The 16,481-nt window shown below is 33.7% G+C and carries 15 protein-coding genes; all 15 read right to left on the bottom strand.

Going from position 1 to position 16,481, the window contains the following annotated elements:
• Positions 1–3 precede the first annotated feature (3 nt).
• The 15 genes from NQZ71_RS04230 to NQZ71_RS04160 all read right to left on the bottom strand — a co-directional run bounded on the left by NQZ71_RS04230 (position 4) and on the right by NQZ71_RS04160 (position 16,479).
• Positions 4–858, bottom strand: coding sequence for a class II fructose-bisphosphate aldolase (locus NQZ71_RS04230; RefSeq protein WP_317011379.1), 855 nt, complete (start codon positions 856–858; stop codon positions 4–6).
• Between the two features lie 18 nt (positions 859–876).
• A complete protein-coding gene (locus tag NQZ71_RS04225; protein WP_317011725.1) occupies positions 877–1,962 on the bottom strand; it encodes a PTS fructose transporter subunit IIC in 1,086 nt (361 codons plus the stop codon).
• A 16-nt stretch (positions 1,963–1,978) separates the two neighbouring features.
• On the bottom strand, positions 1,979–2,296 hold the full coding sequence (locus NQZ71_RS04220; protein ID WP_127738309.1) for a PTS fructose transporter subunit IIB: 318 nt from the start codon (positions 2,294–2,296) through the stop codon (positions 1,979–1,981).
• Between the two features lie 14 nt (positions 2,297–2,310).
• Entirely contained in the window at positions 2,311–2,787 is a 477-nt protein-coding gene (locus tag NQZ71_RS04215; protein WP_144454044.1) for a PTS sugar transporter subunit IIA, read from the bottom strand.
• Between the two features lie 30 nt (positions 2,788–2,817).
• Positions 2,818–4,314 carry a BglG family transcription antiterminator gene (locus tag NQZ71_RS04210; protein WP_144454046.1) on the bottom strand — a complete coding sequence of 499 codons (1,497 nt, stop codon included), beginning with the start codon at positions 4,312–4,314 and terminating at the stop codon, positions 2,818–2,820.
• A 243-nt stretch (positions 4,315–4,557) separates the two neighbouring features.
• The gene (locus NQZ71_RS04205) at positions 4,558–5,820 is read right to left on the bottom strand and encodes an SGNH/GDSL hydrolase family protein (protein WP_144454048.1); all 1,263 of its coding nucleotides are present in this window, start codon (positions 5,818–5,820) and stop codon (positions 4,558–4,560) included.
• Positions 5,821–6,126: 306 nt separating this feature from the next.
• Positions 6,127–7,464, bottom strand: coding sequence for a UDP-glucose dehydrogenase family protein (locus NQZ71_RS04200; protein WP_144454050.1), 1,338 nt, complete (start codon positions 7,462–7,464; stop codon positions 6,127–6,129).
• A 100-nt stretch (positions 7,465–7,564) separates the two neighbouring features.
• On the bottom strand, positions 7,565–8,935 hold the full coding sequence (locus tag NQZ71_RS04195; RefSeq protein WP_144454052.1) for a sugar phosphate nucleotidyltransferase: 1,371 nt from the start codon (positions 8,933–8,935) through the stop codon (positions 7,565–7,567).
• A gap of 108 nt (positions 8,936–9,043) precedes the next feature.
• Complete coding sequence (locus NQZ71_RS04190; RefSeq protein WP_144454054.1) at positions 9,044–10,312, bottom strand: cellulase family glycosylhydrolase; 1,269 nt, start codon at positions 10,310–10,312, stop codon at positions 9,044–9,046.
• Between the two features lie 179 nt (positions 10,313–10,491).
• Positions 10,492–11,589, bottom strand: a complete 1,098-nt coding sequence (locus tag NQZ71_RS04185; protein ID WP_186303961.1) for a glycosyltransferase — start codon at positions 11,587–11,589, stop codon at positions 10,492–10,494.
• Between the two features lie 155 nt (positions 11,590–11,744).
• Positions 11,745–12,755, bottom strand: coding sequence for an NAD-dependent epimerase (locus tag NQZ71_RS04180; protein ID WP_317011378.1), 1,011 nt, complete (start codon positions 12,753–12,755; stop codon positions 11,745–11,747).
• Positions 12,756–12,783: 28 nt separating this feature from the next.
• Positions 12,784–13,929, bottom strand: coding sequence for a glycosyltransferase family 4 protein (locus NQZ71_RS04175; protein ID WP_144454060.1), 1,146 nt, complete (start codon positions 13,927–13,929; stop codon positions 12,784–12,786).
• A gap of 58 nt (positions 13,930–13,987) precedes the next feature.
• Positions 13,988–14,506, bottom strand: a complete 519-nt coding sequence (gene epsC, locus NQZ71_RS04170) for a serine O-acetyltransferase EpsC (RefSeq protein ID WP_144454061.1) — start codon at positions 14,504–14,506, stop codon at positions 13,988–13,990.
• A 15-nt stretch (positions 14,507–14,521) separates the two neighbouring features.
• A complete protein-coding gene (locus NQZ71_RS04165; RefSeq protein ID WP_317011724.1) occupies positions 14,522–14,989 on the bottom strand; it encodes a serine O-acetyltransferase in 468 nt (155 codons plus the stop codon).
• Positions 14,990–15,039: 50 nt separating this feature from the next.
• A complete protein-coding gene (locus NQZ71_RS04160; RefSeq protein WP_317011377.1) occupies positions 15,040–16,479 on the bottom strand; it encodes a lipopolysaccharide biosynthesis protein in 1,440 nt (479 codons plus the stop codon).
• Positions 16,480–16,481 lie beyond the last annotated feature (2 nt).

Here is a 16,481-nt window from a genome sequence, read left to right as displayed (position 1 = left end):
TTTTTATAATGATTTGCCTGTAGATTCAGCCACGTCGATATAATATTTGACCATTTCCTTGCCAGCATCGACTGTTCCTTGTATAAGGCGGACATAATCGACACTTTCATTATCCTTCAAGTATTCTTGAATGCTATTTACTTGTGCCTTCATAAAGTCAGAGCCAACGTTAATCTTGTTGATGCCAAGAGCAATCGACTTCTTTATATTAGCCTCCCCGCAGCCTGACCCGCCGTGCAGAACAAGGGGTATATTTGTTTCTGCCTTGATTTTCTCGACAATGTCAAAGCGGAATGGCGGAATATAGCCATCTGGATAGTCGCCGTGGCTTGAGCCATAAGAAATCGCCAGTGCGTCAATTCCTGTCCGTCTTGCATACTCAATCGCTGCATCAGGGTTTGTATACATTTCATCACTAGTCAAATTATTGCGGGAAACGGAACCAATATTGCCGATTTCCCCTTCTACACTAGCATCATAGGTCTCGGCAAACTCAACCATCTTTTTTGTAATCTCGATGTTTTGTTCAAGAGGATATGCTGACGCATCCATCATGACACTTGAAAAGCCATCTCTTAAGCATCTTTTCACAAAGCCTACATCCTTGCCGTGATCGAGATTAACAGCAACCTCCACACTTGCATTCCGGGCCATTTCTATAATTGGCCCTGTCAGCAGGTTACTGCCAAGATGTGCCTGTAAATGGTCTTGCAGCAGATCAATGATGACAGGCGCTCGTAATTCTTGAGCAGCAAGTATGACTGCCTTTGCTGTTTCTAAATTGAAGCAATTGATGGCCATCACCGCGTACTTTCCTTTGTTGGCACGGGCAAGCATGCCTTTCATGGAAACATACATAAGCTTTTTCCCTCCTGATTAGAATGAGATTTTAATATCAGATAAGTCCATTTCCTCTTCCTCTGTTGTTTCCTCTTCCGCTTTTTCTACAGGCTCCTTCTTCCAGAAGAACAGCATCAAGCCTGTAACGACAGAACCAATCAGCAATGCCAGACAGAACAGGATTGGATGATTCATTGCCGGTACAATGAACATACCGCCAGATGGCACTGGTGAGCCCACACCCCACAGCATTGAGAAGCCTCCGCCAACTGCAGCACCGAGTGTACAGGAAACCACGACTCTGACAATATCAACCGCAGCAATTGGGATAACACCTTCTGTGATCATACAAACTCCCATTGGAAAGGCGATTTTAATATTATCCTCTTCTGATTTCGTATATTTTTTCTTTTTCAAGGCTTTAGATAATACCCATGAAATCGCGACACCGAATGGCGGCACCATTGATGCCAATATTTTAACTGCCTCTGGCTCGTAAATTCCTTCAAGTAACAGACCGTCAGCAAAAAGGGAAGCGACTTTATTGACTGGACCGCCGAAGTCAAAGGCTGCCATGCCGCCTAAGATTGCACCAAACAAGAAGCGCATCGAGCCCTGCATGCTCGTTAAGAACGCTGTCATTCCATCTGTCGCCCAAACGATTGGCACCCCTAACACGAAGAACATGAGGAGACCAACGACCAGACTTGAGATGAGCGGAATAATCATCATCGGCATAAGTCCCTCTGCCCATCTCGGCACCTTCAAATTATTCTTCAAGAAGAGAACGAAATAACCGACGATAAAACCGCCAAGCATACCGCCCAGGAACCCAGCACCAATCGCATTTGCGATAAGACCCATCAGCAAGCCTGGTGCTATCCCTGGTCTGTCTGCAATTGAGTAGGCAATTGCCCCAGCTATGACCGGAGCAAGCAAGCCCATTCCCAAAACACCTAAAGAGACAAGAGCGGACGGAATCGAAAATGCTGCTTGGTAATTTCCAATGACAGTCCCGCCTGTCAGATTTCCAATGGCAATTAGTAGCCCTGATGCTACTACTAATGGAAGCATATAGGATATAGCAGTTAATGCATGCTTTTTAATTTGCAGTTTTTTCAGCATAGAAAAGACCCCTTCACTGGTTTTTGTTTAATTCAGCTTCAATCTTTTTGTATAACTGCTTTGGTGCTTTTATGGCAATATGGGTCGGCACCTCGATAATTCGTTTGCCTTTAAACCGCTCCTTTCCACTTACCTTAATGTCTGCGGCAATGATAACAAGATCGGCCTCCTGTATCTCTGTTGCAGTAAGCTCATTTTCGATTCCGATTGTACCTTGTGTCTCAATCCGGACCTTATGGCCAAACTCCTGCCCTGCCTTAATCAGCTTTTCCCTCGCAATATACGTATGAGCGATTCCAGATGTACAAGCAGAAATTCCAACAATATTCATAACCTTTTCCTCCTTCAATTGTTTTCAGCAAAGATTTCAATGAACTCCCTTTTCGTCTGCAGCGTTTGAAACTTTTCAATCTTCTCCTCATCAGCAAGGAGCACAGCAACCTTTTGAAGCAGCTTAATATGTGTTGTTGTCTTGTCGCTATTCTTGACAGCAAACAAAATAATAATATTAATTGGTCCTCCATCAAGAGACTCCCACTCTATCTCCTTATTTGTCCTGCCAATCGCAATCGATGTTTTCTGGACAGAATCCGATTTGCCATGAGGAATGGCAATGCCCTTTTCTAAGCCCGTCGGTCCAGCACTTTCCCTGTAAAGAACATCCTCTATAAAAGCTGCTTCATCTGTTACGCAACCGTTTACAAATAATAGATTGGTTAATTCTGCAATGACGCCCATCTTTGTCGTCGACTTCAAGTCGAGACTGATTAAATCCTCTGTCACAACTTTCGTAAAATCTAGATCATCCATTTGTACATCCATCTTAATCCTCCTATTACTTGAGTACTGTAATCATCTGTTATAGATAATCACCTGATTTTTATAGTAATCCTTAATAAACTGGTCAATCTTGTACTTATCATCTTCATTTAATATTGGACTGACAAGAATGGTCGGCTTGTCGCTGATGCTATGCTGCTTCACTGTTGAGATGACAAGCTCAACATCATCATAATCAGACTGCTTAATGCGCTCTTGAGCGATGATTTTATTAATGTGAATATTCGGAAAGTTTTTCCTGATTTTTTCACTAAGTAAATGAGATGTGCCAACTCCACTCGTGCATTCAATGAGAATCGGAATCTGGTTTGCAAAGCGGTCATCATAGGAAATTTGAAAATAGAGAGTAATATAGCCTATCTCTTCATCTGTTAAATGCTTATCATAGATGCTTTCTTCCAAAAGCTCATTAGCCGAAAATTTAACAAGCTGAAAGATATTCGAGAAGTTTGATTTAATGGACTTCAAAATTGGATTAATAATATAAATTTGATGATTAAGTCGGTAAACCATGGAGTGAAGATGCATCGTCAATCTTTCCCGCAAGTCCCTGTCCTCTGTGAACCGGTAGCCGCTGTTTTTCGCAACCCTTAAAATCAACTGGTCTGCCAAGGTAATAACCTGGCTGTTCAAGACAACCTCTGTTTGCTGATTAAGCAGGAAGCGGGAGTTGAGCTTATACGCTTTTAAAATATAGTAGAGATTCAGCATTTCATTTTGCTTCAATTGGAAGGAATACTGCCGTTCTAGCTTTCTGGCTAACGCAATAGTCATCGGATAAATGGCAGAATTAGTGTCTATTAGTTCATAAATCATTTCTTCATTCGGAAACGGCTGAAGCTGGTGTGTCTGCTTTTCAACAATAGCTAATAGCGAACAAAATAAGGTTAAATAATAGGGCTGATCCAACAGCAAGTCCTGTTCCTCTTGAAACTCATGGAGAATTCGCTTAATTTCACCAAGTTTACTGTTCCTCACTTGGATGTCCTTAATGGAATCAGGAATATCATACTGACAAAAGAGATCACCTATTTGCGTTAAATAGCTTTCAATAATAACAGCCATCAGCCGGTAAAGAGAGAACTGATCACCATTAATAAAGGTTCCTTCATTTGTCCGCGACAGCTTGATATTATAAGGAGCCAGCTTCCTCTCAATATGCTTAAAGTCATTCAAAATTGAGCTTTGGCTGACAAAATACCGCTCCGATATTTTCTGAATCGAGGTCTTACAAGGAGCGATGGAAAGAAGAAACAACAGCAAATCCAGCCGCCTCTCATCAGGATGCTCAAACTGATCACTAAGAGAAACACTATCCACTTCCTCAAGCAAATAGCCATTATTCTCCTTCTTCGTCAGCCTGTAATCAGAGCAATTATCCGCAATATCCTGCATATCACGATAAATCGTTTTCCTCGACACAGACAGCCTCACTGCCAATTCAGAAGCCGTCACAAACTTCCTTTCCCCAAGCAAAATATCAATGATTTCACATTGACGCTTATTCATGAATTTCCATCACCTCGTTTCTATGCTCTTATCTTACCAACGTGTAAGCGTATACACAATTACAATTTTGGTGGGGATTTTGTGTCCTTATTGGAGGGAAGGGTTGGGGTAACGATGAAATACCAAAAAAACCCCTTCTAGAAATATTTGAAGAGATTTTTTCATTTTAGATAGCTAATAAAATGAAATCAATGTATATACAATCGATTTAATAACATATTTACTAGCAAGTTATATCTAATACTAATTCGACATTTCATTTATCAGTAAGGATGCAAGCACCTTTTGTCCCTCATAAGTTGGATGAATTTCGTCAGTTATTACGAACTTCTTTTCATTCCCTTTAAATGAGTTAAAACTATCAATGTATATTACAGAAGGTTCACTTTTTGCTATTTTCTTGAATTGTTTATTTATAGTCATCAGAATGGAGTCTCCAAAAGTTTCACCTGTAGTACCTATAGGTATAGGATTATATAAACTATACAAATAAATAGGAGAATCAGATATCGCTCTTAACTTACTGATTATTTTTTGTGTATTAGTTATTACATCATCTGTTGCACTTTTAATCATAGACGCTTGTTTTATAGATGGTAAAGCACCATTTCCATCACGTATTTTCTCCAAGTATGGTTGTGAAGCTTCTAATAAATCTACACTACCTATATCTATACAGATAGCTTTTGAGCTCTTTAATTTAAACTGATACAAAGGATTCTCTAAGTTATTTAAAAGTTCTGTAGTTGTTTGACCACGCATTGATAAATTGTAAATGTGATAATAAGAAAGTTCATTTCCAACTAAATTAGGAAAACCATATTTACTTGGGGCCAATTGTTTATTAATGTTCCACCCTAAAGATATAGAGTCACCTAGAAACACAAATGTTTCTTTCTTTTTACTATTCAACTTTTGAAATGTATAAAAACCACTTTTTGAAACAGAATCAACAATATTTATTCCTTCTTTACGAGAAATAAATTGGCTATTCGTTTTAAAAATGAGTAGATTACTAAATCCAGTATTCATAAAAAAATCAGTTGCCTTTTCACCTAAAAGCTCTTCACCTAATATAGAACTCATCATCTCAAAAGCATGGATCTTAGTGATTTTATCATTTATTCTATTTTCCTCCCAAAATTTATAGCCATATTCTTCTTCCGCTTTCTCATAATATCCTGCAGCCCAGTTATCAGAGTTATCTGTGACCAATGGTGAAACATTATATATTTTAAATAATAAAACTAAAAATTCTGCTTCACTAATTTCTTTTTCTGGTTCTTGAATAACTTTATTTTCAATAAAGCTATCAATCCATTTAACTTTCTCCGCTGTAACCGCATCTGGATCAATTGTTATATTCGTTTCTCTATTGTTTTTGAAAAGTTCCTCCTTTTTTTGGGCTGTTATTGTAGTATTATGTAATTCCCCCATATAAATTACTCCTACACAAACTAATATTAATAATAGTATCCAAATTACTGGTCTTTTTTTACCTCTCATTAAGTACTCCCCTATGCCAAATTACCCATTAGAAGATTATCATACCATTTATCTACTAAAAATACATGTGGGATTTTTTACTATATTAAACCGCATATAAATCCAATATGTTATAAATTTGGATAATATAACAAAAATCCTTATTTCTCCTCAACCTTCGTGCAGGATCCCTAATTCTTAAATTGGCTCCTAACTTACCAAAGTGAAGGAGGATACGACTTTTTTTGCCCTTTTTGGATAGAAAGTTTAGGATAAAGCGGAAAAAAAGAGCCCTTCCTTGTGTAGGAGAGGACTCTATCTTATATCTTATAAAACTATTTCTTCTTTAACTATAAACTCATTTACATCAGGTCTACCAATAGATTGATAGTTGATACCAGCTTCCTTTGCTGCAGCCAATGAATAACAATTACGTCCATCATATATATATGGAGTCTTCATTTTTTCTCTAAACAAGTTCAAATTAATTTTTTTTATTTCATCCCACTCTGTAAACACAAAGCATAGATCCGCATCTTCCAAAGCCTTTTCTGGACTATCTTCGTATACAACTTGTGTCGGATAAATTTTCTTAAAGTTCTCCACTCCAACTGGATCAAATGCATGAACTTTTGCACCTTGATTCAATAACAAACGAACGTTTGGTATAGATGGAGCTTCCCTTAAGTCATCCGTCCCCGGCTTGAAAGTTAATCCTAGAACAGCTACCTTCAATCCTTGGAAAGTAGGGAAATCTTGTCTTGCTTTCTTAATCAACTTAAAGCGTTGCTTTTCATTTACTTCAATTGCAGCTTTAACCGTACGAAGGACATAACCTTCTTCCTCAGATAACCAATGCAAAGCCTTCGTATCTTTCGGGAAGCAAGATCCGCCATAACCAATTCCAGGGTTCAAGAACTTATTACCAATACGAGCATCATAGCTCATTCCGTTCGTAACATCTTCAATATTAGCACCGACAGCTTCACAAAGGTTAGCGATATCATTTACAAAGGAGATCTTTAGTGCCAAGAAGTCATTTGAAGCATACTTAACCATCTCTGCACTGCGACGGTTCATAGTAAGAATTGGTTGATTAAATGGCTCATAGATACCAGTCAGCACTTCCTTCGCTCTATCACTTTCAACTCCAATAACAATACGAGATGCATTTAATGTGTCTTTAACTGCTGTCCCTTGTGCAAGGAATTCTGGATTAGATGCAACTTCTACATTAACATCACGTTTTAAGTGGTTCTTAATGAAGACTTCCACCTTATCATTTGTCCCAATAGGAACCGTTGACTTAATGACAACAAGACAATCTCTTTGAATATTTTCCGCAATTTGGCGGGCAACTGTATAAACAAAGTTTAAGTTTGCTGATCCATCCTCGTTTTCTGGAGTTCCTACCCCAATTAAGATAACATCTGATTGAGCATAGGCACTTTCATAATCAGTCGTAAACGCTAGTTTACTAGCTTGAGTATTTTTAACAATCAGTTCATCCAACTGTGGTTCATAAATAGGGGATATACCTTTTTTCAAAAGGTCAATCTTATCCTGAATATTATCCACACATGTAACTGAATGACCCACTTCAGCTAAGCAAACACCCGTGACTAGTCCTACATAACCGGTTCCTGCTACTGTGATATTAGTCATTATTAACTCCTTTACTATATCAATTTTACAATCTTAATAATATATTTTTAAGATTCCTTACATGGTAGGTATACTTATATCTAGATAATACCTATAAAAATCAATCTGTTATCTGCAATATTGTTTTTATCTTATTCCAATTGGAAATGGGTTCCTTAATATCTTCTTCAAGGATATTGGGACCACTTTGCACTTCAATAATCTCTAATTCTTCAATTGCACGTATAGCATGTCGTACAAAGGGGGATATCTCTACTATATCTCCTGTATTAACCTGCTTAATCTCATCATTCAATATTAATTGTCCACACCCTTTAACAATGGTCCAAACTTCTGTACGATACTCATGATAATGATAACTTAAGCTTTTACCATTGTGAATACATATTTTCTTAGTAATTACTTCTTTTTCTTTATCATATTTAACAAAATCAAGAATTTTATACCAACCCCAAATTCGTTCTTCGTACATTGGACGTTGATCAAAATCAGTGATTAATTCTTTTAATTTTGGACTAGCTTGTTTATCACTTACCAAAATTCCATCTGGGGAAGCTGCAACAATTAAATCTCTACCACCTAAAACCGCCACAGGAATTTCCAATTCATTTATTAAGTGAACATTTGTACTATCTTCACTAATTGTCCCCATCCCCATAATACTTGTGGACATTTCCTCAGTAAGCGTATTCCATGTCCCTAAATCCTTCCAGTAACCATCATAGGATAAAGCTACTATTTCTTTTGCTTTTTCCACAACTTCGTAATCGAAACTGTTCTTATTAAACTTCTCATATTCTTTCTTGAGTTCTAAATAACTTGTAGGTAATCCCAAATTTTCAATCATCTCAATTATAAATGATAATTTAAAAGCAAATACTCCACAATTCCAAAGTGCACCATTTTTCATCAAAACTTCAGCTTGCTTTTCAGTTGGTTTTTCCTTAAAATGACTTACTTCCAAATAGGCACTTTCTGCCCCTTTTTTTGGAACGATATAACCATATTTAGAAGATGGAAAGGTTGGTGTAACCCCCATTAATGCTAAATCTGCACCAGATTCATCTAGTATATCTTCTAATTGAACAACTTTATGAAAAAAGGCATCATCAACATAAGGATCAACGGGTAAGACTACAATGACTTCATCCATGTCTATACTTCTTTCTGAGTATAAAAAAGATGCAGACAATGCTATTGCTGGAAAAGTATCTCTTCTTTCAGGTTCAACCACAATAGATACATTGCTGCCAATTTGATTTTTAATCATATCTACTTGAGATGCACTAGTAGCAATTATAGCTGAATCCCCTAAACCAACTTTTTCTAGTTGATTATAAACTCTTTGTACCATAGAAACTCTATTATTATTTTCGTCATCTAAAACTTTTAAAAACTGCTTAGAACGGGCATCATTTGATAGAGGCCAAAGCCTTTTCCCAGAACCACCTGATAATAATACTAACTTCATTTATGCCCTCCCAAATATAAAATATAGAATTCGTAATTTACTGTTTTATCTAAATTAAAATGCATTAATGGTAATCAGACTTTTAACTTGATTACAATACATTTATAATTATTCTTTTTTTTGCAATATATATATAGGACTTGTTGTTACATTTATTTTCGAATTATTTTTCTTTACAAATCCTATATTTTCACCGTACATCGAATTTATATTACCCGCTATATTTTCGGTTAATTGTATTTCATGTTTTTCAGTACTTGTAGTCCAACATACAAATATTTTATCGTCGTGCTTGTTCCTAAATACTAATACGTAGTCATTATCACTATCAGTAGAAAGTCTTTTATCAAATTCATACCCATTCAAAGTCTTATTAACTGTTTTAAGACCTAAATAAGAAAGCTTAGGAGTAATCAAATTATTTTCTCTTAAACCAAAATTTTGATTTCCATCTGCAGGATCTGTTCCACTATCTTTCCAATCATACCATATGCTAATTGGTATATTCATATACTTATTAATTAAAAACATTCTAACTGCATATTCAGCTTGTTGCGAATCCGTTAAGTTTAATCCCGACCACCCTACTCCTGTTGAATAGCCCCATTCACCAGATATTATTGGGATATTCTTTGAAGTATACTTGGAAATTAAATTCCTTAAATTTAAATAATCACCACTAACAGTTTCTGGGTTAGTACTTCGATATGGATGAACAGAAACGGCATCAATATAATCAAAGGCACCAAGTTTTGCAATCTCATTTAACCATGCCAAGGCATCTTGATTTATATATGCCAATGCCGGAGCAACTACAATCCCTGATGGATCATTTTTTTTAATTATTTGTGATACTTTTTTAACAAGTAAAGCATATTCTTCATGGTTAGGTTTAGGATCCCAAAATCCTCCATTAGGCTCATTCCATATTTCCCATATTATTCCATTATTTCTATATCTTTGTGTTGCTTGGGTCACAAAATCTCCAAAAGCTTCCCTACCCTTTTCTGTGACTATTGACTGTCTTTCTTCATATAATTTGTTACTGTAATCTAAAATATAATAAGGTTTAATTTTAGATTCTAGTAAAGACTGAGTTAATTTATCGTATCCAGTTTCTTCAAAATCATAGTCTTGTTTATCTTTTTCTACTGCAGACCAATTTAGGTCTGTCCTAACATATTTAAAGCCAGCTTTTTCTATTAATTCTATATCGATTGGATCTCCTCTAAAATGAATATTGACTCCATGGCCTCCTATTGCTGATTTTGCTTCCATAGTACTTGAATCTTGTTTTAACTTATACAAAATTAGTATTGTAATAACAATAAAACTACAAGTAATAATCCATAAAATTTTTTTTTTAGATTTTGTCAATTATTATCCCAACCAATTAAATTATTTATTAAATTAAATTCAGTAGTTTACTTTAAAAACGGGAGATAATCTAATCTATGATTAAATTAGTATTAGCTAAGAATAAGATTTTTAAAATTTCTCTAGTTAGTAAATTTTATATCTTATATCCCTTTGAATTTTATTAAAAAAGAGTGAAGTTACACTCCTCTTTTACATCCGATGTAAATATTTTCAATTTTATTTACCATTTCATGTATATCATACTTTTCTGAACTTTCAAACGCATTATTTGATAAATACTCCCATTCTTTCTCATTATACATTAGTGATTTGATTTGCTCAGCCGCCTTATACGCATCTTCTAAATCAAATAGTAATCCATTTTCACTACTAATAATTATGTCGTTATTTCCGACAACATTTGTAACTATACTTGGTAGTCCAACTGACAATGCTTCAATAAGTGCAATAGGTAGACCTTCCCACCTTGAAGTTGATAAGAAAATATTATATTCACTCATTATCTTTTGCATATTATCTTTTGTTCCCAGAAAATTAATTTTATTTTCTAAGCCCTTTGACTTTACTAGTCTTTCTAATTCACTCTTAGATTCACCAGTTCCAATAAAATCTAGTACTAAATTTGATATCATGAATTTATTAATTAAAATCTCTATAATATCAATAGCTAGTTCAGAGTTCTTCTGTTCATTAAATCTTGTTACTGATATTATTTTAAAAAAACTATTATAAGATGCTCTATTACCGTCTACTAATTCAACTCCGTTATTAACAACAGTTAGTTTTTTTGGTGTAAATACTAACTTTTTGTTAACAGCTAACTCATATTCCCCAGACGAAACGCAAATAATTTTATAAGTAACTAAAGAAGAAACTTTTTCATATAATGAATATATTTTATTTATCAAACCATTATAGGATAAATGAATACCATGATAAGTATGCACAACTTTTGATTTAGTAATAAACTTAAGGAATCTACTATAAATTCCAGCACCTTTACCATGTGAATGTATTACATCTATTTTATTTTTCATAATATACTTTCTTAATAGCATTAACTTTTTATAACTAAATTTTCTATGAGGAATAATAATAATTTTTTCTTCCCCTAATAATGACACGAATTTTTCATAATATGGTTCATCTTGAGGACAAGCAATATAATAATTAATTTTCTTAAAATCAGAATTTTTCACCAATCTAAATATATGTTCGGGCCCACCACCATGGTCTGCCCGTACGGATATCAATAGAACATTTAATTTTTTCAAACAAACCACCCTGTTATTTATATTCAATTTTTAGAGGATTAGATTTAATATTTTCGGTAATAGAATTAATGCCACTTTCTACTTTTATACGTATGAAAGCGGCATTAAAGAGCTTGAACAAATACAATATTAAACCACAACATTACTGTATATAACTACTTAACTTGATAATACGACTTATACCAGTTCACAAATTTCTCTAGACCTTCATTAATTGAAGTTATTGGTTCAAAACCAGTAGCCTTTTTAATATCGTCAATATCTGCAAAAGTAGCTTTTACATCACCTGGTTGCATTGATAAGTATTCTTTTTTAGCCTCTTTGCCAATATGCTTTTCAAGTGTTGTTATAAACTCCATCAACTTAACAGGTTTATTATTTCCTATATTATAAACTTTGTATGGAGCATAACTAGAACTTGGATTTGGCTCTTTATAATTCCATTCATTATTTACAGTTGGAGGTTGATCTATTAATTTAACAATACCTTCAACAATATCATCTATATAAGTAAAGTCTCTTTCCATATTACCTTCATTGAATATATTAATCGTTTTTCCTTCAATTATATTTTTAGTGAAAGAAAAATACGCCATATCCGGTCTACCATAGGGGCCATATACTGTAAAAAAGCGAAGACCAGTTGTAGGTATACCATATAAATGACTATATGTATGTGCCATAAGTTCATTAGATTTTTTAGTAGCAGCATACAAACTAACAGGATGATCCACTCTATCAGAAGTAGAAAAAGGCATTTTCACATTTGCACCATAGACAGAACTTGACGAAGCATAAATAAGATGTTTTATCTTATAATTTCGACAAGCTTCGAGAATATTAACGAAACCCTGTATATTAGATTCAATATACGCATGTGGATTTTCCAAGCTATACCTAACACCAGCTTGGGCAGCAAGATTTATTACTACATCAATGTCTTCTTCTTGAAAACATTCATTAACTTCATTTTGATTTGATAGCTCAGCTTCATAAAACTTAAAATTATTGAAATCAGATAATAACTTTAAACGGTCCTTCTTTATTTGAATATCATAATAATCGTTTATATTATCAAAACCAATTACATCGTAACCCATTTCTAATAACTTTTTAGATAAATGCATACCAATAAAGCCAGCAGCACCAGTTACTAAGATTGACATATCTATCCCTCCAAAAAAAAATTATAAGTTACTTCTGATTTAATACTACTTTTTCATTAACTTCATTATATTTTTCAAAAATAAAAGACCTAAACTCACTTCTAAAGTTTTCAGCGGAAAAACTTTCTGCATGTTTCCGACAATTGGATGGTAAAAGTTGTGAGTTTATATCTTCAAAGTCTTTTACTGCCATTTCTATTGACTCTGCAGTCTGTTGATAAAAAAATAAACCAGTCGGATTCTCTGAATTTCCATAACCTCTTACTGTTTCTTTTGAACCACCTTTTCCAAAAGCTATTACTGGTGTTCCACATGCCTGAGCCTCAACTGGGGTAATACCAAAGTCTTCTTCCGCTGCGAATACAAAAGCTTTAGCCCTTTGCATATGATCTCTTAGCACTTCGAATGGTTGATAACCCATTATTTTAACATTGTCACTTGCTTTGGATTTGATTTTTTCAAATTCGGAACCCGTACCAATTACAACTAATTTTTTGTCTGGCATCTTTCTAAAAGCTTCTACAATAATATCAATTTTCTTATATGGAACCATTCTAGAAGCAGTTAAATAGAAATCTTCTTTTTCAGAACGATAATCAAAACTTGAAACATCTACTGGAGGATAAATAGTTTTAGATTCTCTACGATATACCTTCCAAATACGATTTCCAATAAAATTAGAATTTGAAATAAAATGATTCACTCCATTTGATGTTCTATAATCCCAATTCCTTATCTTATGCAACATATATCTTACGATTACACTTTTAAATCCTTTGTCTAATTCTGATTCTTTAAGATATTGATGTTGTAAATCCCAAGCATAACGAATGGGTGAATGGACATATGAAAAGTGTAATTGGTCCGGACCAGTTATAACACCTTTAGCAACGGCATGAGAACTAGAAATAATTACATCATAACTAGACAAATCAAATTGTTCTATAGCTAACGGCATTAATGCTAAATAATTTCTAAATCTTTTTTTAGCAAAAGGTAGTTTTTGAATAAAGGAGGTATTAACGGATTTGTTCTTTATAAAGCCTCTATTATCACCAAGAAAATCGACTAAACTAAATAAATCCGCTTCTGGAAATATATTCAATATCTCTTCTATTACTTTCTCTGACCCTGCATAAGTGTCATACCATTCGTGCACTAATGCGATTTTCATAAATTAAGCACTCCTAAACTAGGTAATTTCAAATATATATTCTTAAATCAAATTAATTTTATTCTTGGATTTCCTTTATAACTTTTGCAGGTGAACCTACTGCTATTGATGCATTTGGTATATCATTTATTACAAGTGAATTTGCACCTATCCTTGACTTCTCACCAATTTTCACATTCCCTATTACAGTTACTCCAGTATATAAACAAACATTATTTCCGATTTCTGGGTAGTTGGCTGCAGTATAGCTATTTGTACCTAATGTGACATTTTGGTATATCATGCAATATTCCCCTATAATCACACCTTCTCCGATTACGATACCAACAGCATGTGGAATTTGTATGCCTTTTCCAATCTTAGCACTTGCCTTTATTTCACAACCATGCAAAAGATGGTTTATGTTAAATAGAATTTGACTTAATATCCTCAATTTTTTTTTATATAAATAGTTAGAAATACGATAAATAAATATTACCCTGAATCCAGGAACTAACATAAAAGCTTTAAAGAATGAAAAAAAGTTATTTTTTCTTTTTATTGCAATCAAATCTTCCCAAATCAAATTCAGTTTCATTTCCCCCTTACTTATCTATTTCCCATTTACCTTTATTACTTTAGCTGGTATTCCTACTACTGTTGAATTAGGTGGTACATCTTTTACTACAACGGCATTAGCACCAATTAAAGAATTATCTCCAACTACTATATCACCTAATATTTTTGCACCTACTCCAATATAAACACCATCGCCAATATGTGGTGCTCCAGAATTAGGCTTTGATTTCCCAATTGTTACCTGATGACTTATAGTAACGTTTTTTCCAATTTTGACATCAGCATGGATAATAACTCCATTTGAGTTATGTGGTAAATAGAGATTCTCTCCTATTTTGCACTTTGCTGGAATCTGTGCCCGCGCTAAGATTCTAACAAAAACTGTATCTAATAATTTATATAGGGCTCCTAATAAATGTCTTATAATAGGAATGTTAACTTTATAATAAACCCAATTGCCGTACCTATAAATGTAGACGATATACCTATCCCTGAATTGCACTGACAAAAAGTCGTACCCCTTTTTTCTTCTATTTAATTATTCATAGATCATTAAATACCTTTTGCTCTATTAAATGTACCTTTACTGCTTTTTATTTCCTTTAAGAACAGAAGCAAAAGGGCAAAGGCATATACAATAATACCAACTAGTATTTGTAAGATTAATGCAATGACTCCTTTATAGTCTCTTAAATAAAACAATAAAATTCCCATTAACCCGCTAGCAAAAGCTATTTTTATGAAAACGAAACACGGAAAACTTAATTTGAATATTTTATTTCCAATATACCAACTTATTATAATTGACACTCCATAGGAAATTAGTGTAGAATAAGCAGCTCCTTCAATTCCGTATTTTGGAATAAAGACATAATTAAGGAAGATGTTTAATGCTGCAGCAACAATAATGGGGATTACCTGCAAATTAGTTTTGCTACCTAATTGATAGGTTAAATCCACGTAATAAAGCTTAAATCCATGTAGGAAGATAGAAATAAGTAAAATCGGCATCAACTTTTTTGATAATTGTTGATATTCAGGTCCAATAAACAAATTAACAATATTATCATTTAAAATAATCATACCAATTAATGATGGCAAAGAAATTAGTAATAAAATAGAGAAATTCTTCTTAAGTTGTTTTGTCGCATATTCAGTCCCTCTTTCCCTTAAGCCTTTTAATACAATAGGAAAAGCTGCCAAATTAATTATTACCATTAAATTCAAAAATGTATTCTGTATTAAATCATATGCTACTGAATAAACACCAGTTTCATATGAACCTAAATATGCCTTAATAAAGACCCTATCTGAGCTATTAATTATTAAGTTCATTGCAAAAGTTAAAGTCAAAGGTAAACCATAACTTGTAAAATCTTTTAACGTTTTAACATCGTAATTATGCAAGCTAATATTGGTGAACCAAAAACGTATAGTAGGTAATATTAAAGAGATTAATGTACCTGAAATTATCCCTAAAAGTAGACCATATACACTTAAACCAATATTCATAAAAAATATACTAAATAACAATGATAGCGTAGACTTAGCAAATGATAAAACTCCATAATATACGGGCGATTGCCTTGCTCTTAGTAATGTAATATTTAATGCAAACCAAGATTGAGACCAAGTTAATATTATGGTTAAAGTAATTAATATCAACTGATTTCCTTCTATATCCATAATAAAGAAAACAATTGAACTTGCTAATAACGCTATTATCATTAAGACTAAAAAACTGATAAACGATGTGCTTAAAATTTTTCTATTATTTGAATCATCCGAGTTAGCTGGTAGAAATCTTAATAAACTTAGCCTTAACCATTCAAAAATAATAGAATTAGATAATCCTGTTATAACAATTATTAATGCATAAACTCCATATTGTTCAGGAGATAACATTCTTGTGTATATCATTAAGCTTAATAAGCCTACAATACCTGGGACTCCGTGTGATAAAAAATATATTCCAGTATGTTTTATTAGCATAA

Origin of the sequence: Niallia taxi (assembly GCF_032818155.1) — a bacterium.
Lineage (GTDB): Bacteria > Bacillota > Bacilli > Bacillales > Cytobacillaceae > Niallia > Niallia taxi_A.
Note: the sequence above shows the minus strand (reverse complement) of the source record. Positions and strands in the feature narration are given on the sequence as shown.